Origin of the sequence: Parasphingomonas caseinilytica (genome assembly GCF_036663755.1) — a bacterium.
GTDB lineage: Bacteria > Pseudomonadota > Alphaproteobacteria > Sphingomonadales > Sphingomonadaceae > Sphingomonas.
On sequence record NZ_JAXOJL010000002.1, the window covers coordinates 283977 to 305460 of the forward strand.

The 21484-nt window shown below is 64.6% G+C and carries 23 protein-coding genes and 1 tRNA gene; 10 read left to right on the forward strand and 14 right to left on the reverse strand.

All coding sequences use genetic code 11. The features are described from left to right. Positions 1 to 99: 99 nt before the first annotated feature. The 6 genes from ruvC to U1738_RS07810 form a co-directional block, all read right to left on the reverse strand. Entirely contained in the window at positions 100 to 585 is a 486-nt protein-coding gene (gene ruvC, locus U1738_RS07785) for a crossover junction endodeoxyribonuclease RuvC (RefSeq protein ID WP_332788474.1), read from the reverse strand. 109 nt (positions 586 to 694) lie between these two features. Next, positions 695 to 1438, reverse strand: a complete 744-nt coding sequence (locus tag U1738_RS07790) for a YebC/PmpR family DNA-binding transcriptional regulator (RefSeq protein WP_332788475.1) — start codon at positions 1436 to 1438, stop codon at positions 695 to 697. A 29-nt stretch (positions 1439 to 1467) separates the two neighbouring features. After that, positions 1468 to 2004, reverse strand: a complete 537-nt coding sequence (locus U1738_RS07795; RefSeq protein WP_332788476.1) for a DUF1003 domain-containing protein — start codon at positions 2002 to 2004, stop codon at positions 1468 to 1470. A gap of 21 nt (positions 2005 to 2025) precedes the next feature. Continuing rightward, on the reverse strand, positions 2026 to 2265 hold the full coding sequence (locus U1738_RS07800; protein ID WP_055782068.1) for a DUF2312 domain-containing protein: 240 nt from the start codon (positions 2263 to 2265) through the stop codon (positions 2026 to 2028). Between the two features lie 60 nt (positions 2266 to 2325). Further along, positions 2326 to 3648 (reverse strand): metal-dependent hydrolase family protein, encoded by a 1323-nt coding sequence (locus tag U1738_RS07805; protein WP_332788477.1) that lies wholly within the window; start codon positions 3646 to 3648, stop codon positions 2326 to 2328. Positions 3649 to 3828: 180 nt separating this feature from the next. After that, positions 3829 to 4125: a DUF1244 domain-containing protein gene (locus tag U1738_RS07810; protein ID WP_332788478.1), complete on the reverse strand. Its 297-nt coding sequence runs from the start codon at positions 4123 to 4125 to the stop codon at positions 3829 to 3831. 71 nt (positions 4126 to 4196) lie between these two features. Here U1738_RS07810 and pyk point away from each other — a divergent pair, with 71 nt between their 5' ends. Continuing rightward, the gene (pyk, locus tag U1738_RS07815; protein WP_332788479.1) at positions 4197 to 5654 is read left to right on the forward strand and encodes a pyruvate kinase; all 1458 of its coding nucleotides are present in this window, start codon (positions 4197 to 4199) and stop codon (positions 5652 to 5654) included. On the opposite strand, the gene U1738_RS07820 is transcribed toward pyk, so the two are convergent. Genes U1738_RS07820 through ykgO form a run of 4 tightly spaced genes read right to left on the reverse strand, consistent with a single transcriptional unit; the run spans position 5651 to position 7154 of the window. Further along, complete coding sequence (locus tag U1738_RS07820; RefSeq protein WP_332788480.1) at positions 5651 to 6046, reverse strand: type II toxin-antitoxin system VapC family toxin; 396 nt, start codon at positions 6044 to 6046, stop codon at positions 5651 to 5653. The two genes, pyk and U1738_RS07820, sit on opposite strands and share 4 nt — an antisense overlap. Beyond that, positions 6043 to 6366 (reverse strand): type II toxin-antitoxin system Phd/YefM family antitoxin, encoded by a 324-nt coding sequence (locus U1738_RS07825; protein WP_332788481.1) that lies wholly within the window; start codon positions 6364 to 6366, stop codon positions 6043 to 6045. Before U1738_RS07825 ends, U1738_RS07820 begins: the two co-directional genes overlap by 4 nt. Positions 6367 to 6411: 45 nt before the next feature. Further along, positions 6412 to 7026: an HAD family hydrolase gene (locus tag U1738_RS07830; protein ID WP_332788482.1), complete on the reverse strand. Its 615-nt coding sequence runs from the start codon at positions 7024 to 7026 to the stop codon at positions 6412 to 6414. A 2-nt stretch (positions 7027 to 7028) separates the two neighbouring features. After that, positions 7029 to 7154 carry a type B 50S ribosomal protein L36 gene (ykgO, locus tag U1738_RS07835; protein WP_003046794.1) on the reverse strand — a complete coding sequence of 42 codons (126 nt, stop codon included), beginning with the start codon at positions 7152 to 7154 and terminating at the stop codon, positions 7029 to 7031. Positions 7155 to 7316: 162 nt separating this feature from the next. Here ykgO and U1738_RS07840 point away from each other — a divergent pair, with 162 nt between their 5' ends. The 6 genes from U1738_RS07840 (at position 7317) to U1738_RS07865 (ending at position 11765) form a co-directional block, all read left to right on the forward strand. Next, positions 7317 to 7937, forward strand: a complete 621-nt coding sequence (locus U1738_RS07840) for a DUF4136 domain-containing protein (protein WP_332788483.1) — start codon at positions 7317 to 7319, stop codon at positions 7935 to 7937. A gap of 11 nt (positions 7938 to 7948) precedes the next feature. Continuing rightward, positions 7949 to 9067: a M14 family metallopeptidase gene (locus U1738_RS07845; protein WP_332788574.1), complete on the forward strand. Its 1119-nt coding sequence runs from the start codon at positions 7949 to 7951 to the stop codon at positions 9065 to 9067. Between the two features lie 99 nt (positions 9068 to 9166). Further along, entirely contained in the window at positions 9167 to 9853 is a 687-nt protein-coding gene (gene gpmA / locus U1738_RS07850) for a 2,3-diphosphoglycerate-dependent phosphoglycerate mutase (RefSeq protein WP_332788484.1), read from the forward strand. Next, the gene (locus U1738_RS07855; protein ID WP_332788485.1) at positions 9854 to 10168 is read left to right on the forward strand and encodes a hypothetical protein; all 315 of its coding nucleotides are present in this window, start codon (positions 9854 to 9856) and stop codon (positions 10166 to 10168) included. A gap of 42 nt (positions 10169 to 10210) precedes the next feature. Further along, positions 10211 to 10693 carry a 5-(carboxyamino)imidazole ribonucleotide mutase gene (purE, locus tag U1738_RS07860; protein ID WP_332788486.1) on the forward strand — a complete coding sequence of 161 codons (483 nt, stop codon included), beginning with the start codon at positions 10211 to 10213 and terminating at the stop codon, positions 10691 to 10693. 10 nt (positions 10694 to 10703) lie between these two features. Further along, positions 10704 to 11765 carry a 5-(carboxyamino)imidazole ribonucleotide synthase gene (locus tag U1738_RS07865; protein ID WP_332788487.1) on the forward strand — a complete coding sequence of 354 codons (1062 nt, stop codon included), beginning with the start codon at positions 10704 to 10706 and terminating at the stop codon, positions 11763 to 11765. Between the two features lie 141 nt (positions 11766 to 11906). Here U1738_RS07865 and U1738_RS07870 read toward each other — a convergent pair whose 3' ends face one another. Further along, complete coding sequence (locus tag U1738_RS07870; RefSeq protein ID WP_332788488.1) at positions 11907 to 12779, reverse strand: peptidylprolyl isomerase; 873 nt, start codon at positions 12777 to 12779, stop codon at positions 11907 to 11909. A gap of 102 nt (positions 12780 to 12881) precedes the next feature. Here U1738_RS07870 and U1738_RS07875 point away from each other — a divergent pair. Further along, positions 12882 to 12972: transfer RNA gene (locus U1738_RS07875), tRNA-Ser, on the forward strand. 217 nt (positions 12973 to 13189) lie between these two features. Here the strand turns inward: U1738_RS07875 and U1738_RS07880 are convergent. Next, positions 13190 to 13627 (reverse strand): GNAT family N-acetyltransferase, encoded by a 438-nt coding sequence (locus U1738_RS07880; protein ID WP_332788489.1) that lies wholly within the window; start codon positions 13625 to 13627, stop codon positions 13190 to 13192. A gap of 607 nt (positions 13628 to 14234) precedes the next feature. Between U1738_RS07880 and U1738_RS07885 the strand changes: the two genes are divergently transcribed. Together U1738_RS07885 and U1738_RS07890 are read left to right on the forward strand one after the other, a co-directional pair. Further along, positions 14235 to 16343, forward strand: coding sequence for a TonB-dependent receptor (locus tag U1738_RS07885; protein ID WP_332788490.1), 2109 nt, complete (start codon positions 14235 to 14237; stop codon positions 16341 to 16343). Positions 16344 to 16347: 4 nt separating this feature from the next. Continuing rightward, positions 16348 to 17421, forward strand: coding sequence for a PepSY-associated TM helix domain-containing protein (locus U1738_RS07890; protein ID WP_332788575.1), 1074 nt, complete (start codon positions 16348 to 16350; stop codon positions 17419 to 17421). A gap of 66 nt (positions 17422 to 17487) precedes the next feature. Here U1738_RS07890 and U1738_RS07895 read toward each other — a convergent pair whose 3' ends face one another. After that, positions 17488 to 18960, reverse strand: a complete 1473-nt coding sequence (locus U1738_RS07895) for an amidohydrolase (protein ID WP_332788491.1) — start codon at positions 18958 to 18960, stop codon at positions 17488 to 17490. A gap of 16 nt (positions 18961 to 18976) precedes the next feature. Continuing rightward, a complete protein-coding gene (locus tag U1738_RS07900; protein ID WP_332788492.1) occupies positions 18977 to 21316 on the reverse strand; it encodes a TonB-dependent receptor in 2340 nt (779 codons plus the stop codon). Between the last annotated feature and the right edge of the window lie 168 nt (positions 21317 to 21484).

Here is a 21484-nt window from a genome sequence, read left to right on the forward strand (position 1 = left end):
CGTCACGCTGCCGCCAGCTTTACGGCGATACGCAGCGGAGAGGGTCGGAGCGGTCATTTGCGGGACATAACCGGAACACAGCCCGGTAGGAAAGCGAAATCACGGGATGCGGCGCGCGCTCGCCACATGGTGCGCGTGGCAGATCGCCACGGCCAGTGCGTCCGCAGCATCCGCGCCGACGATCTTGATGCCAGGCAGCAGGCGGGCGACCATCGCATGGACCTGCGCCTTCTCGGCCGCGCCGGTGCCGACGATGGCCTTCTTGACGAGGCGCGCAGCATATTCGCCGACATCGATTCCGCTGCGCCCGGCCGCCGCCATGATGACGCCGCGGGCATGCGCGAGCTTGAGTGTTGATTGCGGGTTGGTGTTGACGAACACCTCCTCCACCGCAGCGCCGGCGGGCGCATGATCGGCGATCAGGGCGGAGATCATGCTGTCGAGATGCGACAGGCGGCGGGCGAGCGCTTCCTTGTTGTCGGTCTTCAAATGGCCGTTGGCGACGTGCGACAGGCGATTGCCTTCCGCGCGGATGACGCCCCAGCCGGTGGTGGCGAGGCCGGGGTCCAAGCCCAGGATGATCATATTCCCCTCCCGCTTGCGGGAGGGGTTAGGGGAGGGAATGCCGAAAGCTCAGGTCGTAGCCTGGGAGCCCGCCCTCCCCCGACCCCTCCCGCAGGCGGGAGGGGAGAACTCAACCGAGTTTCTCCATGACGTCGTCGGAGACTTCGTAATTGCCCCATACCGTCTGGACGTCGTCATCATCGTCGAGCGAGTCGAGCAGTTTGAACAAGGTCGCGGCATCGCCCTCGCTTACGTCGACCATGATCTGCGGACGCCAGGCGAGTTTCGCGCCTTCGGGTTCGCCGAGCACCGGGGTCAGCACCTTGACGACTTCGTGCAGGCTTTCGTTCGAGGTCCAGATTTCGTGGCCGTCCTCGCTCGACGTCACGTCCTCGGCCCCGGCCTCGAGGGCCGCCTCGAACACCGCATCGGCATTCCCGGCGCTGGCCGGATAATTGATCAGGCCGAGGCGATCGAAGGCGTGGCTCACCGATCCGCCGGCGCCCAGATTGCCGCCATTCTTGGCGACCGCCGTGCGGACGTTGGTGGCGGTGCGGTTGCGATTGTCGGTCAGCGCCTCGATGATCAGCGACACGCCGCCCGGGCCGAAGCCCTCGTACCGGATTTCCTCGTACGTCTCGGCATCGCCGCGGCTCGCTTTGTCGATCGAGCGCTGGATATTGTCCTTGGGCAGGGACGCCGCCTTGGCCGCGTTGACAGCCATGCGCAGGCGCGGGTTCATGTCCGGATCGGGCAGGCCCATCTTGGCGGCGACGGTGATTTCACGGCTGAGCTTGGAAAAGAGCGACGACCGCTTCTTATCCTGCGCACCCTTGCGGTGCATGATGTTCTTGAATTTGGAATGGCCTGCCATGATGCTCTCTCGTCTCTTCGGGCGCGCTTCTAGCCCTTGGAAGCGGCGGATGCCAAGCCGTCGATCTTCGCCTCCAGTCGCGACAGGCGCTCGATCACCTCCGCGTCGAGCTTGTGGTGCAGCCGCAGGATGTCGAGTTCGGCGCGCAGATTGGTTTCGTAATCCAGGCTGGCGGCGACGCGATCCTTCGCCGATTGCCGGTTCTGGCTCATCATGATGATCGGCGCCTGCACCGCGGCGAGCGTCGAGAGCATCAGGTTGAGGAAGATGTAGGGATAGGGATCGAACGCCGCGCCGAAATGCGCCAGCACATCCGAATTGAGCAGCATCCAGCCGAACAGCACGACCGTGAATGCGGTGATGAAGCCCCACGACCCGCCGACCGCCGCGACCCGGTCCGACAGGCGCTCCCCGAAGGTGGAGCGCTCGTCGGACACGTCCGCCGCATCGCGGCTGACGGTGGTGCCGTCCTGAATTCCGAGCAGGACGCGCCGCTCCTCCTCATCCAGCGCCTGGCTCGATTTGCCGAGCAGGCGCTGTGCGAGTTCCGAGATGCGGTGGTCCATGCGCGGCAATCCCAACAGGCGTTATGCCAGGCCAAGTGCGACTTTATACGTCTCGAGCAGAGCCTCGGCCTCGTCGCGGTGATGCTTTTCCATCCGGCGCAGGCGGACGATCGCGCGCATCGTCTTGGTATCGTAGCCGTTCGATTTCGATTCGGCGTAGACGTCCTTGATGTCGTCGGCGATGCCCTTCTTCTCTTCCTCGAGCCGCTCGATCCGCTCGATCAGAAGGCGCAACTGTTCCGCGCCGATAACGTCACTCATGATGATCTCCGTGATGGGTGTGGCGCAGCCTCTAGGCGGTTAACCGTTCCGGCTCAACCGTCACTTCGCCCGCGCGACGACGCCCTTGTGCATGACGAAATCCATATGCTCCAGCGCGCGGACGTCATCGAGCGGCGAGGACGCGACGGCGATGATGTCGGCGGTTTTGCCGACCGCGATCGTGCCGATATCGTCGCGTCCGATCAGGTCGGCGGCACCGACCGTGGCGGCGCGGATCGCCTGCATCGGCGTCATGCCGTCGGCGACCATCAGCGCGAATTCCTGCGCATTGTCGCCGTGCTTCGAGACGCCGGTGTCGGTGCCGAAGGCGATCTTCACGCCGGCGGCAACGGCCTTCCGGTGGCTGGCGACCATCGCCGCGGCGGCGGCCTCCGCCTTGGGGAGTGTGGCGGGCGGCAGTGCGCCGGCCCGCGCCTGGGTCAAAGCGGCGACCGGGGCCATTTCGGTCATCACCAGATACGCGCCCTTCGCCTTGAACAGAGCGATCGCCTCGTCGTCCAGATACGTGCCGTGTTCGATCGAATCGACCCCGGCATTCAGCGCCGCTTTGGTGCCCTCCGCCGCATGGCTGTGTGCGGCGACCTTGCGGCCGAGGCTGTGTGCGGTGTCGACGATCGCCTTCATCTCCTCCGGCGTCATCGCCCGGCCGAGACCGCCCGCGACGTTCGACAGGACGCCGCCGGTCGCGGCGAATTTGATCACCCTGGCGCCCAAAGCGACCTGCGCGCGTACGGCTCGGCGGCAATCGTCAGGCCCGTCGCACAAATTGATCTCGGTCTTGTGCAAGGCATCCGCGAAGGTCTCGGCAAGGCCGTTGCCACCATCACCATGTCCGCCAGTGACGGAGATCATCTCGCCGGCATTGGTGATCGACGGGCCGTCGATCTCGCCCCGATCGATCGCATCGCGCAAGGCGCGGATGCCGCGCGGATCGCCGCCGAGATCGCGGACCGAAGTGAACCCGGCATTCAGCGTGACCTTAGCATTGACCGCCGCCGTCATCATGTCGTCGAAGCGGTCGCGGGTTAGCGCCTCCAGCCGGTTGCGCATCGGATCGCCACCGATGCCCCAGAGATGGACGTGCATGTCGATCAGGCCGGGCAGGACGAACTGTTTCGACAGATCGACCAAAGCGGCACCCGCTTCCGGGGGTGCGAAGCCATCGCGGATCTCGGCGATCTTGCCGTCGCGCACGATGATCGTGCTGGGCCCACGCGGTTTCTGGCCCGGTTTGTCGAGCAGGGTGCCGGCGTGGATGTACGTGACGGCGGATTTCGCGGCCGCCATCGGTGCGGGCCCAGTCTGACCGGTGGCTATCGTCGTCGTGAGCAGCGTCATCGCCGCAAACATGCCGATTTTCATTGGAACCCGTCCCCTTTTGGCGATGGTGTCGCGCACGACAGGGTTGGGGTCAAGCGTACCGCGCACGTCTCCGCCTCAAACGCCATCCCAGCGAAGGCTGGGATCTTATGCGGCTCCTGTCCTGCGCCAACCGCCTGAGATCCCAGCCTTCGCTGGGATGACGGGCGCTTGGAGACGCCTTCAAGCCGGGTTCTTCGTCATGCTCTCGGCCATGCGCGCCACTTGCTCGGGCGTCGCCTCGGGCTGGCGCGCCTTATAGTCGGCATAGGGCATGCCGTAGATCGTCTCGCGCGCCTGATCCTTGCTCAGCGCGCCGTCGCTCGCCTCCTGCGTCCAGTCCGACAGGCAGTTGCGGCAAAAGCCGGCTAGACCCATCATGTCGATGTTCTGCGCATCCTCGCGGTGACGCAGATGAATGACGAGCCGGCGGAACGCGGCGGCCGCGACGGCGTCGTCCAGATCATCGAGATGCGACATTTGGTTAATCTCCCGGTTGATCGGCGGGAGATAGGCTTTAGAGCCGGGCCTGCAAGCTAAAGGATGCCGTAATGACCAAGGCCATCAGCCCGCGTTCGCGCAAGGTGCGCGTGCTCGCGACGCTTGGACCCGCGAGCAACAGCGCCGAGATGATCGGCAAGCTGTTCGAGGCAGGCGCAGATGCGTTTCGCGTCAACATGAGCCATGGCGATCAGGAATCGAAGATCGCGGTGATCCAGGCGATCCGGTCGCTGGAAAAGAAATATGGCCGGCCGACGACGATCCTGGCGGATCTTCAGGGTCCGAAATTGCGCGTCGGCAAGTTCGAGGGCGGCAAGGTGGAGTTGGTCACCGGCCAGATCTTCCGGCTCGATCGCGACAAGACACCGGGCGATGCGACGCGCGTGGAATTGCCGCACCGGGAAATCTTCCAGGCGATCGAGATCGGCGCAAGGTTGCTGCTGGACGACGGCAAGCTGGTGCTGCGCGTCGAGGATCACGGGCCGGAGCATATCACGGCGCGGATCGAGGTCGGCGGGATGCTGAGCAACAACAAGGGGCTGAACGTGCCCGACGTGGTCGTGCCGATGGCCGCGCTGACCGCCAAGGACCGCAGCGATCTGGCCTTCGCGATCGATCAGGGGGTGGACTGGATCGCGCTCAGCTTCGTGCAGCGACCGGAGGATCTGGCCGAGGCGCGGACGCTGATCCGCGGCAAGGCGGCGTTGCTCGCCAAGATCGAGAAGCCGTCGGCGATCGACCGGCTGGAGGAGATCATCGAGCAGTGCGACGGCGTGATGGTCGCGCGTGGCGATCTCGGCGTCGAATTGCCGCCGCAGACGGTGCCCCCGCTGCAGAAGCGCATCGTCGAGGTGTCGCGCCGGCTGGGCCGGCCGGTGGTGGTGGCGACGCAGATGCTCGAATCGATGATCACCTCGCCCTCCCCCACGCGCGCCGAAGTGTCCGACGTGGCGACGGCAATCTATGACGGCGCGGATGCGATCATGCTGTCGGCGGAAAGCGCGGCGGGCGCGTGGCCGATCGAATCGGTCGCGATGATGAATTCGATCGGCAATGCGGTGGAGAGCGATCCGACGCATGGCGACCGCGTGCACTTCACCATCACCCGCGCCGATCCGACCACGTCCGACGCGCTGGCCGAGGCGGCGAAGACGATCGCCGCGACGATCGGCGCGAAGGCGATCGTTTGCTTCACCACGTCCGGCTCCACCGCCCGGCGCGTGGCACGCGAACGGCCCGGCGTGCCGTTGATGGTGCTGACGCCCAAGCTGGAAACGGCGCGGCGCCTGGGGCTACTCTGGGGCACGCATGCGGTACACACCAAGGACGTCGAATCGTTCGAGGAAATGGTCGCCAAGGCCAAGCGCATGGCTCTGCGTCACCGCCTGGCCGAAGCCGGGGACAGTATCATCGTGATCGCCGGCGTGCCGTTCCGCACGCCGGGATCGACCAACGTGCTGCACGTCGTGCGGCTATTGGGTGACGAGTTGAAGGGGCATGACGCCTAGGCGGAGATCGCCAGCGGGTGATCGAGGAGCTTGGTGTCGCGCGTCAGCAGCTTAGCGCCAAGACGCTGGGCTTGGGCAAGCAACATCTCGTCAAAAGGATCTTTGTGCGAGATCGGCGGATCGACCTCCACGGTGCAATCTGAGGGATTGAGCGGCGCGAGCGTAAAGCCATTTCTTTCTGCAAAATCTAGTCCACACTCAGGCGAGAGATCGCCCTTGGGTTTGCCATGGCGATCCAGCGATCTCCATTTCATCCGCAATTCCCAAATCGTGATCGTCGAAACGATAAGCGGCCCCTCGCGCCGAGCCATCAGTGCATATTCGCGTTGGCTTATCGATCCCGGCTGATTGACGAGCCAGATAAGGAAATGAGTATCGAGCAGGAGCCTCACTCGCCTTCAGGCCCCTTATCGATGTTATCGAGATACTCGCCCCAAATCTCGCGCGTCCAATCGGGACTGTTAAATTCCTCTAGCCATTTGTCGTCGAGCGGCGGACCATCATATTTATCAAGGCCCATTTCTTTGCGCACGCGCGCCATTCGTTCCCAATCCAAGCCACCCAGCGTTTTTGGAATTTCGGACGGCGCAGGGGGCGGCCCCAGTTCGGCGACGGCCTTGCCGTTCTTGGTGATGGTAACACGCTCGCCCCGCTCCGCCGCGTCAAGCGCGTGAGCGAAATTGGCGCGGGCTTCGCGGACGGACATTTCCATGGCATGACTCCGGATTGTGTACGCGGTGTACACCTTTATCGGTCGTCAGGCAAGCACACCCAGTTTAGAAAGGTCCGCGCGCAGAGTTTCCGCATCTGTGAACAGCAAGCCCGCCATGCCTACAGCTTCAGCGCCAGCGACATTGTCGGCACGGTCATCGACGAACACCGCCTGCCCCGCCTCCAGCCCAAATCGGTCGAGTGCGAGATGGTAGATCGGCGCATGCGGCTTGAGCAATTTCTCGTCGCCGGACACGATGATGCCCCGGAAACGATCGAACACGTCCGCTTCGCGCGCGCGGAACGGCGCCCAGAACTCGCCGGAGAAATTGGTGATCGCATAGAGCGGCACGCCCGCCGCATCGAGGTCATCGATCAGATCGCGCATGCCGGGCATCATGCCGGTGATGCTGTCGATGAAATGCGAGCCCCAGCGCCGGATCAGATCGGCATGATGCGGATGCTCGGCAATCAGTTCCGCCGAGGTTTCCGCGAACGGACGGCCGGCGTCGTGCTGGAAATGCCAGTCGATCGACACGACGTCGCGCAGGAACGCATCGAGCGCCCGATCCTCTGGGATCAGGCGCTCGTAGAGAACCCTGGGGTTCCACGCATACAGGACGTTGCCGACGTCGAAGACGACGGCAGACGGCCGGGGCAAGATCAGCCCTGGCGTGCCTTGAAGCGGCGGTTCGTCTTGTTGATGACGTACGTGCGGCCGCGACGACGGATCACGCGGTTGTCGCGATGGCGGTCCTTGAGGGACTTCAGGCTGTTACGAATCTTCATGTCAGAAAATCGCTTCTTGATTCTGGTGTTCGGAAAATGAGGGCTGCGCCTATCTTCGGGGGCTTCCCAAGTCAACCCGGGCGGCCCATCTTGAACCCGCCACGGATCATCGTTGGCGGCAAAGCGTTACCTGTACGCAACAATATCTTCGGAGACGAACCCGTGATCAAGGCAGCGGCATTAGGTTTGGCGATCGTCGGCGTATCGCTCGGTGGCTGCGCGACGACCAGCACGAGCGGCCCGGTGGAGGTGACGCGCTTCCATCTCGGCGCGCCGCTCGAACGCGGAACGATCACGGTCGAGCCGCTGCCCGGCGGCGCTGCGCCCAGCATCGAATACCAGACCTATGCGGCGGCGGTGAATACCGAATTGCTCGCGTCCGGCTATACCGCTCCGGCGATCGGCGGGCCGGCACAATATCTTGCGGTGGTCAGCTTTACGCGCACCAGCCAGGATGTCGGCCCACGCCGGTCGCCGGTGTCGATCGGTCTGGGTGGCGGCGTCGGCGGTGGCGGCGGTTATCGTGGTGGCGGCGGCGTGGGCCTTGGCGGCGGCATCTCCTTCCCGATCGGCAAGCCCAAGGCGCGCGTGATCATCGCGTCCGAACTCGCGGTGCAGATCCGTCGCCGCAGCGACGGCACGGTGATCTGGGAAGGTCGCGCGCAGACCGTTGCCGACATTCGCGCACCCGAAGCGGTGGCGGCGAATTCGGCCGCCAAAATGGCCCGCGCGCTGTTCCGGGGCTTTCCGGGCGATTCCGGCCGCACTATCACGGTCAAATGACAACCGGACAAATGAGCATCACCGTCAACGCCGCTTTCGACGGCGGCAATATCGAACTCGTCTCGGTCGAAGGCGACACCGTCAACCTCCGGATCCGCAAGGACAAGGATTCGGATTTCTTCCAGTGGTTCTACTTTCGCGTGGGAGGAGCGGAAGGCCGGACGCTGAAATTCCGCATCCTGAACGCGGGCGAATCGGCGTATCCGGATGGCTGGCCGAACTACAAGACGCGCGCCTCGACCGACCGGCTGAGCTGGCGGATGACCGACACGCAATATGCGGACGGCGTGCTGGAATGGGATTGGACGGGTGAGAGCGATCTCGCCTGGTTCGCCTATTTCGCGCCCTACACGATGGAACAGCACGAGGCGCTGGTCGCCCGCATCGCGCTGAAGCCCGGCGTCACCCACCGCGAACTGGGCGTGTCGCTCGACGGGCAGGCGATCGATTGCCTGACGATCGGCAACGGCCCCAAGCCGGTCTGGCTCTATGCCCGCCAGCATCCCGGCGAATCGATGGCCGAATGGTGGATGGAAGGCGCGCTGGAGCGGCTGACCGACCCGTCCGATCCGGTAACGCAGGCGCTGCTGGCCAAGGCGACGTTTCATATCGTGCCGAACATGAACCCGGACGGCACGCGGCGCGGGCATCTGCGCACCAATGCCGCCGGCGTGAACCTGAACCGCGAATGGCATGAGCCGACAGCGGAGCGCAGTCCGGAAGTGCTGTGCGTGCGAAATGCGATGGACGAGACTGGCATGGCCTTCGCGATGGACGTGCATGGCGACGAGGCGATCCCGGCCAATTTCTTCGCCGGGTTCGAGGGCATTCCCAGCTGGACCGATGAACGGGGCGAGCAATTCTACGATTTCGGCCGCCGCCTCGCCGCGCACACGCCCGATTTCCAGACCCAGATGGGCTATGGCAAATCCGCGCCGGGCAAGGCGAACCTGAGTATGTCGACCAACCAGGTCGCCGAACGCTTCGGTGCGATCGCCTTTACACTGGAGATGCCATTCAAGGATCACGATGCGAACCCTGATGCAGAGTTCGGCTGGGGTGCGGAGCGCTCGAAGAAACTGGCGCATTCGTGTCTCGAAGTGCTGGCGGACGTGATCGACACGCTCTAGCACACCGTCGCCCCGGCGGAGGCCGGGGCCGCCAGCCATCCAGCGTGCCCGTGCCGCACGCGGTCCCGGCCTCCGCCGGGACGACGATAGAGGAAGCCCATGCCCACCCTAGTCCTGATCCGCCACGGCCAGTCCAGCTGGAACCTAGAGAACCGCTTTACCGGCTGGTGGGACGTCGACGTGACCGAGAAAGGCGCGGCCGAGGCACGGGCGGCGGGGCAGTTGATGGCCACCAAGGGATTGGATTTCGACCAGACCTTCACCTCACTCCAGACCCGCGCGATCAAGACGCTGAACCTCGCGCTGGAAGAGATGGGTCGGTTGTGGCTGCCGGTCGAAAAGGACTGGCGGCTGAACGAGCGGCATTATGGCGGCCTGACCGGACTCGACAAGGCCGAGACCGCGGCCAAGCATGGCGACGAACAGGTGCATATCTGGCGGCGCAGTTTCGACATTCCACCACCAGTGTTGGAAGCGGGCAGCGCCTACGATCTGTCGCAGGACCGCCGCTATGCCGGCATCGCCATCCCGCAGACCGAGAGCCTGAAGGACACGATTGCCCGCGTGTTGCCCTATTGGGACGGCCGCATCGCGCCAGCGCTGAAGGACGGACAGCGCGTGCTGATCTCCGCGCACGGCAATTCGCTGCGCGCCTTGGTGAAGCACCTGTCGAACATCCCGGACGACGAGATCACCTCGCTGGAAATCCCGACCGGCCAGCCGATCGTGTATGAACTGGACGCGGAGTTGAATGCGACGGATCGCTATTATCTCAGCGAGCGGTGAGTGAAGCTGGGCCGCCTATTTGGATTCGCCGATTTCACGACCAATCCAAAAAGTGGGCGGCCCGAAGCACCGATTTCGTGGGTCGCCGATAGGTTCGCGATATGGGGTGGTTGGCTGAGTACTCTCGTAATTTTGGCAGGTGCTGTATTTGCGCTCCGAAATCACGATATCAAGAATGGCGCTTATCTTGCGGCTGCTGCGCTCTTGCTCGTCGCCATCAACTTCTGGAGACACATGTCGCTCCGGCGCAAACGGGCAGCGTTCGCCGAGGAAACTGCAGCCTACGAAAAGGCGATGGCATCCGCCTTCGACTGACCCACAGTTGCCCTCCGCCCCCACCCCCGCTAACGCGCGACCATGACGCACCCTCTCGTCGGCATCATCATGGGCAGCACTTCCGATTGGGAGACGATGCGGCATGCCGCCGAGGCGCTCGATGCGCTGGGCGTCGCGTACGAAACGAAGGTGGTTTCCGCGCATCGCACGCCGCATCGGCTGGTCGATTATGCCGAACAGGCCGAGCGGCGCGGGCTTAAGGTGATTGTCGCGGGCGCGGGTGGTGCGGCGCATCTGCCGGGTATGGTCGCTGCGTTGACGCATCTGCCGGTGCTCGGCGTACCGGTGGAATCCAAGGCGTTGAGCGGCATGGATAGCCTGTTGTCGATCGTGCAGATGCCCGGCGGCATTCCCGTCGGCACGCTGGCGATCGGATCGGCGGGGGCGAAGAATGCCGGGCTGCTGGCGACCGCGATCCTCGCCACGTCGGATGCGGTGCTGGCCGAGCGACTCAAGGCATGGCGCACTGCGCAGACCGAGAGCGTGGCGACCGATCCGCAATGAAGGCGCACCGATGAAGACGCTTCCCCCCGGCTCGACGATCGGCATCCTGGGCGGCGGGCAGCTCGGGCGGATGCTGGCGAGCGCTGCCGCCGAACTCGGCTATCGCACCCATATCCTCGCGCCCGATCGCGAGAGCGTCGCCGCGCAGACCGCCTCCAGCCTGACGCGCGCCGATTACCACAACCGCATCGTCCTGAAGGACTTCGCCGCCGCGTGCGACGTGGTGACCTACGAATTCGAGAATATCGATGTCGCGCCGGTCGAATGGCTGGCCGAACACGTGCCGGTCCATCCCGGCCCGAAGGCGCTGCGCGTCTCGCAGGAGCGCGTGGCCGAAAAGCGGTTCGTGGAAAGCCTCGGCGGGCGACCGGCGCGCTGGGCAGCGGTGAACAGCCGTGCCGATCTCGATGCGGGCCTGGCGCATACCGGCACGCCCGCCGTGTTGAAGACCGCGCGCTTCGGCTATGACGGCAAGGGCCAGATGGTCATCCGCACGCCGGACGAGGCCGATGCCGCGTGGGAGACGATCGGCGGGCCGGCGGTGCTGGAGGCGTTCATCGATTTCAGCCACGAATTCTCCGTGCTGATCGCGCGGCGGGCGGACGGCGCGGTGGCGCGCTATCCGGTGCCGCGCAACGTGCATGTCGATGCCATTCTGCACACGTCCACCCTGCCCGCGCCGGCGGAGGTGCTGGCGCAGGCCGAGGAGGCGACCGCGCTCGCCGTGCGCATTGCCGAGGCGCTGGACTATGTCGGCGTGCTGGCTTGCGAATTCTTCGTGAGCGCGGATGGCCCGGTGTTCAACGAAATGGCCCCCCGCGTGCACAATAGCGGGCATTGGACGATCGAGGGCGCTACGACCTCGCAATTTGAGAATCATATCCGCGCGATCTGCGGCCTGCCGCTGGGCGACACCGCCCTCAACGCCCTCGCCGTGACGATGGAGAATCTGATCGGCGAAGACGCGCATCGCTGGGCGGAGATCCTGGCCGAGCCGGGGGCGCATCTGCATCTGTACGGCAAGGACGTGCGGCCGGGGCGCAAGATGGGGCATGTCACCCGGCTGGGGTGAGCCGAGGACTGGGCCTCCCGGCCGGTTCAACCGTCATCCCGGCGGAGGCCGGGATCTCTGGAAGGCGCGCCAGACGCTCGCCTCATCGCGATCCCGGCCTCCGCCGGGATGACGATCGGGGCGGGAGAATGAAGACAATCGCTACTTCGCCCCGACCCGCCGCACTGCCAGCGGCACATCGCAAACGCTCGCCCCCGTCGCCACAGTCGGTGCCGCCGCGACCTCGCGCAGCTTGATGTACGCCGCGAAGCGCGGATTGTCGGTGCTGCGATACTGGAACTTAGGGCGCTCCGCCGCCGGAATATCGCTCGCCAGCTTCACCGACACGATCCCGGTCCGCTCGCCTGCGCTGGCATAAACCCCCATCGCCGCCTCGCTCCGCGGCAAGGCCGACAGATATTGCATCCCCGCGATGATCCGCCCGACCACGGTGTAATTACGATCCAGCCGCCGCGCGGACTGCCCGATCGGGGTAAACAGTTCGGATCCGCTGCCGGTCGAAGGCAAGGCATCGCGCGCCACGCCGACCATGCCGTAGCAATGCGTCAGCCACGCCGCCTTGCCGTCCCCCGCGATCGGCCAGCCATCAGCGGTGAAGCCCGATTGCGTCGAATAGCTGTCCGGCCGCGACAAGGTCCGCGCGGCCTCGAAGCGCGCGATCTCGAACTCGGCGGCGGGCACGTCCTTCACGCCCGGCGCCATCGCCTTCTTCTCGCTGGCATCGCCCCATTGCGCGACCCAGTTTTCCTGCACGCGGTACACGCTCTCCTTGTCCCACCACGCGGCCCGCGCCAGCGTGCGGACATTGGCGACATGCTCCGGCGCGAACCGCACAGCGAGCCGGATGACGACCGTCCTGCCGCCCGCCAGCGTCATCACCAGCAACTCGTCGTCGGGGATCGGCCGCCAGTCCCCCTCCGCGACATCGGACGGCAGCGAAGGTGCCACAGCGGTGGGGGGAGCGGCGGGCGGAGTCTGCACGGCAGCAAGCAGTGCGATGAGCGAGATCAGCATGCGCGCGAGTGTGGCACGCCGCACCACCGCGACGCAATCGCAAGGCGGCGCTTGCGCATGCCGCAATCACCCTCTAGGCAGCCGCTTCCGTCCAGGACATGCGGAGCGGTGGCCGAGTGGTCGAAGGCGCTCGCCTGGAAAGTGAGTATACGTCAAAAGCGTATCGAGGGTTCGAATCCCTCCCGCTCCGCCACAAACTATCCCGCAGGGGTCTATAAAAGACTACTAATCTCGACTTTTTCCTCGTGACTACCGACGCTTAGCGAGCCGGTTCGACCTCGGCCATCCTTGCTGTTCCATGCCTATCCAACGAATCGAAGAGGCGAAAACGAGGCATGCGCGGTCGAAAAACGAGGTATTTTTGGAGACCGAAGCGGCTTCCCGTTTGGGATGGTTGATCGGGAAGGTGGTTAAATCGTCAGCAACAGGATCGGACGGCTCCACGTTGCCTTGATCGTCGGCGTTTTTGTCCCGGTGACGATCGCGCCCATCGCCCGATAGAAGCCGACCGAAGGCGGGTGGGACACTATCTTGATGACGGCGATGCCCAGCCGTTTCGCTTCGCCTGTCATGTGCCGAAAAAGCATCGAGCCTAAGCCCCTACCCTGAACGCTATTCGCTACGCACATCAGATCCAGTTCCGGCTCCCCCTCAAGGATCAAACTATAAAAGCCGCACAACTCGCCATCTCGTTCAGCAACATGAAAAACGTCTCGCTCGATTTGCGCGGGTGTGACTGCATATCCGTCGAGGATACTTGCGTAGCTACCGCGATAGGCAGCCGAACCGCGCATTAGATTTGTAAGTGCTTCTGCATCATCAGACATGGCGGGGCGGATTGTGATCACGGCTATTGCTTAGCACCCGCTAGCCATTCCCCACAATCGAGCGGTTTAAGATGAAGGCGATATTTCCCATTGGAAAAAGAGCTGTGAGAACGCACTTGCTCAAGCCAGCATACTAGCCGGATAACTCTCGTTTTTCACATGGCAGTAGCGACCAGCGGACGATTTAGTCGACTGGCCTGATACGTCAGGTCGGGTCCGTCTGAGTGAACCAATGCCGGCAGGCATCCTCAGTTAAAAGCGCTTCCCATTTCTCGATACCAATCGAAACGATCAGGGCGAGGCGTCAGGCCGTTTCAACAGCCCGATCGTTTGTGATCCACGTTGAGCAAGGATCTGACGAAAACCGGCCCCGTTCCGTCCTGCGAAATCCGCTGTACCATACCTCCGATTGCGATCCACTCCGGATTGAAGTGCCACCTCTCTTTCACGCGGTTCGATCAATCGACACACGAATGCGAATGACTTGCAATAGCGAGATCGTCGCGTTAGGTGGCGGCCGTTCGAGAATATTAGGGGGAATGACATGGTTTTGCGGACGGGATGTCTGGCATCCGTCTTTGCGATCGCACTTGCGGGGCCGACGATGGCTCGTGCGCAAGGTGGGCCGATGTCTCAGACTGGTGGAAGCGAATCTGCGCTCGAAAAACGTGATGCCACTGCGGGTGACGATGAGGTGATCGTCACCGCCGCGCGATCGATCCTTCCGCCCAGTGCGCTGCCCTTGACGATCGACATTATCGACAAGTCCACACTCGACCAGCAACTCGCCATCTCGGGCTCGGTCACCGATGCGGTCGCGACGCTGACACCGTCCTTCTCGCCGACCCGGCAGAAACTGTCGGGCGCAGGCGAGACGCTGCGTGGTCGCTCGCCGCTATATGCGATCAACGGCATCCCCCAATCGACGCCGTTGCGCGACGGCAGCCGCGACGGCTTCACGATCGACGGCTTCTTCGTCGATCGGGTCGAGCTGATCTATGGCTCCAACGCGTTGCAGGGGATCGGCGGCACGGGCGGCATCGTCAACCAGGTGACCGTCGGCGCGCCTAAGACCGAAGGACTTGGCGGTCGCGTGCTGCTTCAGGGTACCGCCGACAGCGATTTCCGCAGCGACGGGCTTGGCGGCAAGGCGGCGGGGTTGCTTCAATACAAGGCTGGGCGGTTCGATGCGACGGTCGGCGCGGCCTATGACGTGCGCGGTGTGTTCTACGACGGCGACGGGCGCCGCGTCGGGCTGAACCTGACACAGGGCGAGACGCAGGATTCGAAGACGCTCTCGCTGTTCGCGCGGCTCGGCTATCAGCTCGGCGACAGCACGCGGCTCGACCTGATCGCGAGCCGCTTCGAGCTGAAAGGCGACGGCGACTATGTCGCGCTGGCGGGCAACCGGGCGACCGGCCTGCCGACCAGCGCGGTACGTGGCACGCCGCCGGGCAAGTCCGCCGCCAACCGGACCGAGAGCGTCGCGCTGTCGCTGACCAATCCGTCGCTGGCGGGCGGAAACCTCGTCGCGCAGGTCTTCTTCAACCGTAGCCACGATACGTTCGGGATGGAGACGACCGCGATCGCGACGTTCCAGGACGTGCAGATCGCGCCGGTGGGCACGTTGCTCGACCAGTCGGAGAACCGTTCGCGCAAGTTCGGTGGCAAGTTCAGCTACGAACGCGCACTCCCCGGTTTAGAGGCGGTGACCGCGATCGCCGGGCTCGACGTGTTGTTCGACAAGACCGAGCAGCGGCTGATCGCGACCGACCGGATCTGGGTGCCGCCGACCGACTTCCGCAGCCTCGCGCCGTTCGGTCAGCTCAACCTCGCGCTGTTCGACAAGCGGCTGCGGCTGGCGGGTGGCGTGCGTTACGAAAACGTGCAGATCAAGATCGACGATTATACGACGCTGGCCACCGCCAACCGCAGTTTCGTCAGCGGCGGTACGCCCAAATTCTCGGATGCGCTGTTCAACGGTGGCGTCATCTTCGAGCCGGTGCCGGGCCTGCGCGCCTATGCCAGCTATGCGGAAGGCTTCACCGTCCCCGACATCGGCCGCATCACCCGCGCGATCAACCGCCCCGGGGTCGATCTCGACAACTTCCTCGACATCAGCCCGATCGTCTCGAACAACCGCGAGATCGGCGTCGAGGCCAAGCGCGGGCCGTTCGACGGCAGCGTGACGTATTTCTGGTCGTCGAGCGACAAGGGACAGTTGCTGATCGCCAATGCCGGCGGAATTTTCGACGTCCAGCGCCTGCGCGTCGAGATTCAGGGGATCGAGGTCAATCTGGGCGTCCGCACGCCGATCGATGGACTTCGCATCAACGTCGGCTACGCGCATCTCGACGGCCGCTACGATAGCAACACGGTGCCCGACGGCATCGTCGATACCGATCTCGACGGCACGAATATCTCCCCCGATCGCCTCAACCTCGCGGCAAGCTACAGCAAGGGCCGCGTGTCGGCGCGCGTCCAGACGCAGCTATATCTGTCGCGCACCTTCAAGGGGCTGGTCCGCGATCCGCGCAACGACTTTGGCGGTTATACGCTGACCGATGCGAGCATCCGCTACGACACCGGCTTCGGTGCGCTCAATCTGAGCGCGCAGAACCTCTTCGACATCACGTATATCGACTATAGCAGCGACACCCGGCTGCCGACCGACAATCTCAGCTATTTCGCGGGGCGAGGACGCACGCTGACGCTCGGCTGGGACTATCGGTTCTGACATGATGCGCTGGCTCGACCTGATCCATCGCTGGACCGGCGGGGTCATCGGGCTGGTGCTCGCGATCCTCGGACTGACCGGCGCGATCCTCGTTCACCGCGACGACTGGATCGGCGTGCGCCATTCGAGCGATGCGCTGGTCACCGATCCGGCCGCCATCGCCGCGGCCACGCAGCGGATGCTGGGAAACGGGGAGGACATTCAGGGCATCGTCTATGCCACCGAGCGGCTCGGGCTGCACCAGCTGCGGTTTGCGCATGGCGCTGGTGCCTATGCCGATCAAAGCGGCGTGATCGTCGAACGCTGGGCAAGCCAGTGGGCGCGCCCGGAATTGTGGCTGTTCGATCTCCACCATCATCTGTTCGCCGGCGACATTGGCGAGACGATCGGCGGCATCGCGGGGCTCGCCGCGATCCTGTTCGTGGTGACGGGGACGATCCTGTGGTTCCGGACGCGCCGGACGTTCAAATTCCGGTTGCTCCCCAAGCGGCTGAGCCGCGCGGCGATCGTGATGCATCACCGCGATCTAGGCATCGTCGTCGCGCCGTTGCTGCTGTTGTCCGGGCTGACGGGTGCGATGATGATCTTCAAGCCGGTCGCCGCGATCGTGGTCGCGCCATTCTCGTCACCATCCGAGGTGACCGCGGCGATGACGCCGCCCAAGTTGCACAGTGCGCCGCTCGCCGCGCATCCCGACTGGCGCGCGATGGTGCTGACCGCACAGCGGCGCTTTCCCGATGCCCGGCTGCGCATCCTCGCCTTGCCGCGGAAGGTCGGCGATCCGATCGCGATCCGCATGAAGCGTGCCACCGAATGGTTGCCTAACGGCCGGACGATGCTGTGGTTAGATGCAGGGAACGGGCGACTGCTCGCCACCCGCGACGCGCTGGCGATGCCGGCGGGCGCGCAGGTTTTCAACGCGGCCTATCCGCTCCACGCCGCCAAGATCGGCGGGCTGGCCTACCGCCTGCTGATGACATGTTCGGGGTTGGCGATGCTCCTGCTCGGTACGCTTGCGGTATGGACATTCTGGTTCCGTCCCCGTCCTAGTCCCCGTCCCCGTCCTGCCAAAGCTTGATGAGATGAGGCTCCGAACTCCGGGTTCGACGGTGCTGAGCATTGAGCCGGACGCAGGTCGCGGGCGTCAATCGCCCGACTTGCCGTTCTTCCGATAATCGAGTGCGGGGGCAATATCGCCTAGCAGCGGGCGGTAGACGAAATCGGCCCCCCGCCTCCGATCGAGTTCGGCCTTGGCCGCCGCGATCGTGTCGGGGGCCAAGAACAGATCGGCGGCGGTGAGCGCCAGCGTCTTCGCCGCGACCTCCGCACCCTTCAGGCCGATGTCCATCCCGTCGGCCGCGACCGCCTGCCAGCTATGCGCCGGTGTACCCGGCACCCAGGCGGCGGCGACCATGCCCGCCGTCGGCGTCGTGTAGCTGACATCGCCGACATCGGTCGACGCATAGCCGATCTCACCCGACGAATAGGGCATGATGTCGGTGGCGGCGGGCGGCGCCTTGCCGCCGGCCGGCAGTGTCGCGCGCAGTTTGGCCGCGAACGCCTCGTCCTGCGCGCTGTACTGCACGCCGCCGACGCGCTTCAGATTCTCGTACATCACCTTGCCCAGAATATCGTTGGGCAACAGATCGAACGTACCGCCGACCTGCGAGAACTTCACCGTCGTGCCCGTGCCGAGCGCCGCGCCCTCGGCCGCCTTCTTCACCCGCTCCATGATCTCGGCGACAATCTTCTGATTGGGATGACGGACGTAATAATAGACCTCGGCGGTGGCGGGCGTGACGTTGGGGGCCTTGCCGCCGTCGGTGATGACGTAATGGATGCGCGTTTCCTGCGGCACGCGCTGGCGCATCATGTTGACCATCGCGTCCATCGCCTCGACCCCCTCCAGCGCGGAACGCCCGCGTTCCGGCGCAGCGGCGGCGTGGCTGGCGATGCCGGTGAAGCGGAACTTGCCGCTCACATTGGCGAGGCTCGTGCCCTGCGATGCGGAATTGCGATCGGCCGCATGCCAATGCAGCATCGAATCGACATCCTTGGTCAGCCCGGCGCGGACCAGGAAGACCTTGCCCGATCCGCCTTCCTCGGCCGGCGCACCATACAAGCGCAGTTCGCCTTGCACCTTGTTCGCGACCATCCATTTCTTGACCGCGATCGCCGCCGAAACCGAGGCCGCACCGAACAGATTGTGCCCGCAGGCGTGGCCGGCGACCTGCCCGTCGATCGGCGAGAGTTCGGGCACCGCCTGTTGCGCGAGGCCGGGCAGCGCATCGAATTCCGCGAGGATACCGATGACTGGTCCGGCCCCATTGCGAAAGCGCGCGATGAACGCGGTCGGCATGCCGGCCACACCTGCCTCGACCGTGAAGCCGGCAGCCTTCAATTGTTGCTGGAGCAGCGCCGAGCTCTTCGTTTCCTGAAAGCCGACCTCGGCGAACTTCCAGATATCGAGCGCGGCCTTGTCCATCTGCGGCTTGCCTGCTGTGACATTGGCGAGGATCGCGACGCGATCCGCCTCGGTCAGCGGCGTGGCGACCGCGGGTGCGGCGCAGGCCGAGGCGAGGAACGTGGCGCAAAGCAGATACTGACATTTCGTCATGGTCATTCCTTCCCGATCAACGGCCGCCGAAGCTGTAGCGCAGCTGCACGCCCACCACACGCGGTTCGTTATAGACGAGTGTGGTCGTGGTGATCGCCGGTGTCACGACGCCGCCCGCGCTGGCGAAATTGGTGTCGAACATGTTGCGCACGAACACGCCCAGGTCGATCCCGCGTTTACCGATGTTGCTCCAGTCGATCTTGGCATTGACGAGCTTGTAGGGCTTCTGGATGCCGTTAGTGTCGAGCGGCCGCTCGACGTACCAGACCTTGTCGCTCCAGAAATAGTTCACGTTCAGGCCGATATCGCCGAGATCGCCCCCGAGGCGATGCGTGTACCGCACCGCCGCGCCGAGGGTCCAGGCCGGGGTATAGGAGAATTTGTTGGCGACCGGATTGGCGCCCAGCAACGGCACGAAGACGGGGATCGCGTCATACTGGTCGTAATGCGCATCGGTGTAGGAGCCGAAGCCGCTGAGCGTGACGCCCTTGAGCGTGAAGGCGGCATCGAATTCCGCGCCCGAGATCGTCGCTTTCGCGGCGTTGATGATCAGGCTGTTGGCGTCGTTGGCGGCGTTGTTGTCACCGTCGAAATTCGCGCCCAGCGTCAGCGCGCGCTGCACATTGGCGTATTTGCCGCGATAGACCGCGATGTTGAAACGGCTGCGGACGTCCCCCATCAGCCAGCTGGCCTTGATACCGCCTTCCAGATCGGTGATCGTTTCGGGCGCATAGCTTTGATACGGCGCCAGCGTGGGCGCGAGCCCGCCGCGGTTGAACCCGCCCGAGCGATAGCCACGCCGCGCGACGATGTAGGTGAAGACGTCGCCATTCACCTTGTAGTCCAGGCCGATCGTCCAGGTCGGTGCCTTGCTGTCGGCCGCGCCGCTGATGCCGCCCCGACTAGCGCATGCAGCGCTGCCGATCGTCGGCACGGTCGTTGCCGCGCTGACCGTGCAGCCCGACGACGAATCCCAGGTGTAGCGGCCGCCGGCGTTGAGCTTCAGCCCGTCGACCACGCCGGCGAGATCGACGCCGATCTGCGCGAACACGGCCTTGCTCTCGGTCGAGATATAGTTTTCGACCGATGTCTGGGCGCCGCCGCGATAGGCGGAGCGGGTGACCGAATTGTTCAGTCCGTTGGGCTGGCTCTTCAGGTAGAAACCGCCGACGATCCAGTCCAGCCGGTCGGCAAAGGCCTTGCCGAACAGCTGGAATTCGTTCGACACTTGCTGGACGTTCACGGTCGCCTCGCCTTCGTAGGTGGCGAGCGGAGTGCCGTCATAGTCGCGCGCGGAGAGCACCCTGGTCGAGCGATAGCCGAAGATGTTCTTGGCGCTCACCACCGCGCCTTCGACCAATGTGGTGTTGGCGACGCCCCAGAAGTCGCGATCCGATCGCGGCGCGATATTGGTGGCCACCGTACGTACGCCGCGCGCGCGCTGGTCGGCCAGCGCGATATCGACGTCGCAGCCGGCCACGCCGCAATCGAAGAATGGCCGCGCCGCTGCGGTACGCGCATTGCCGCCGCCCGCCACGGCCGGATTGGGGAAGACGCCGTTGGCGACCAGGCCCGTGCCATTCTCGCGCGCGCGATTATAGTCGAAGATCGTCGTGTTGCTGACGCCCGAGAACGGTTCGATCAGCAACGATGCGCGGATCGCATCGGCGTGGCGATCGTCGAGATTGCCGCCGACGCCGATATTCTTCGTATAGCCGTCGCGCCGCGTGATCTGGCCCGCCACGCGCAACGCCACGGCGTCGGCGATGATCGGCACGTTGATCGCACCTTCGAACGTGCGTTCGTCGTAGCTGCCATAGGTGGCTTCGGCATAGCCGCCGAAGATGTAGCTGGGGGCCTTGCCATAGACGAGCAGCGCGCCGCCCGTGGTGTTACGGCCGAACAATGTGCCCTGCGGTCCCTTCAGCACCTGGATCGATCCGATGTCGAAGGTCGGCATGATGCTGCCTTCATTGGGCAGCGGTACGTCGGCGAAATAGGTTACGACGGCCGGCGCGCCTGCGCCCGACACCGCGCGGCGCTGGCCCCGGATGACGAGCGATGGCGTGTCGCGCGACGTCTGCGGGGCGACGTTCAGTCCCGGGGTGATATAGGTCAGGTCGGAAATCGTCGTCACGGCCTTGTCGCGCAGCATCGCGTCATTGAAGGCGGTGACGGAGACCGGGACGGTCTGCGCGCGTTCTTCGCGGCGGCGCGCAGTGATGACGATCTCACCGTCATCCGCTGCAACGGTCGCCTCGGTCGGGGGTGTTTCCTGGGCTTGCACCGGCAATGCGCTCAGCGCCAGCAGCGACGCGGTGCCGGCAAGGAGAATGCGAGAGGTCGATCGTGTCATGGCTTGGCCCCCTTGATGCGCGGCCCGTGCGCGGGTCCGCCATCTCAAAGGACGCACGCAAACGATCGTCACTCACCTGTCATACGAAATTCTTTTTTCTGGATCGGAGATATCGCCTTACACTATTGCGCGAACACTTCGTCTTCGGGATTTTCGAACGATCGCGCC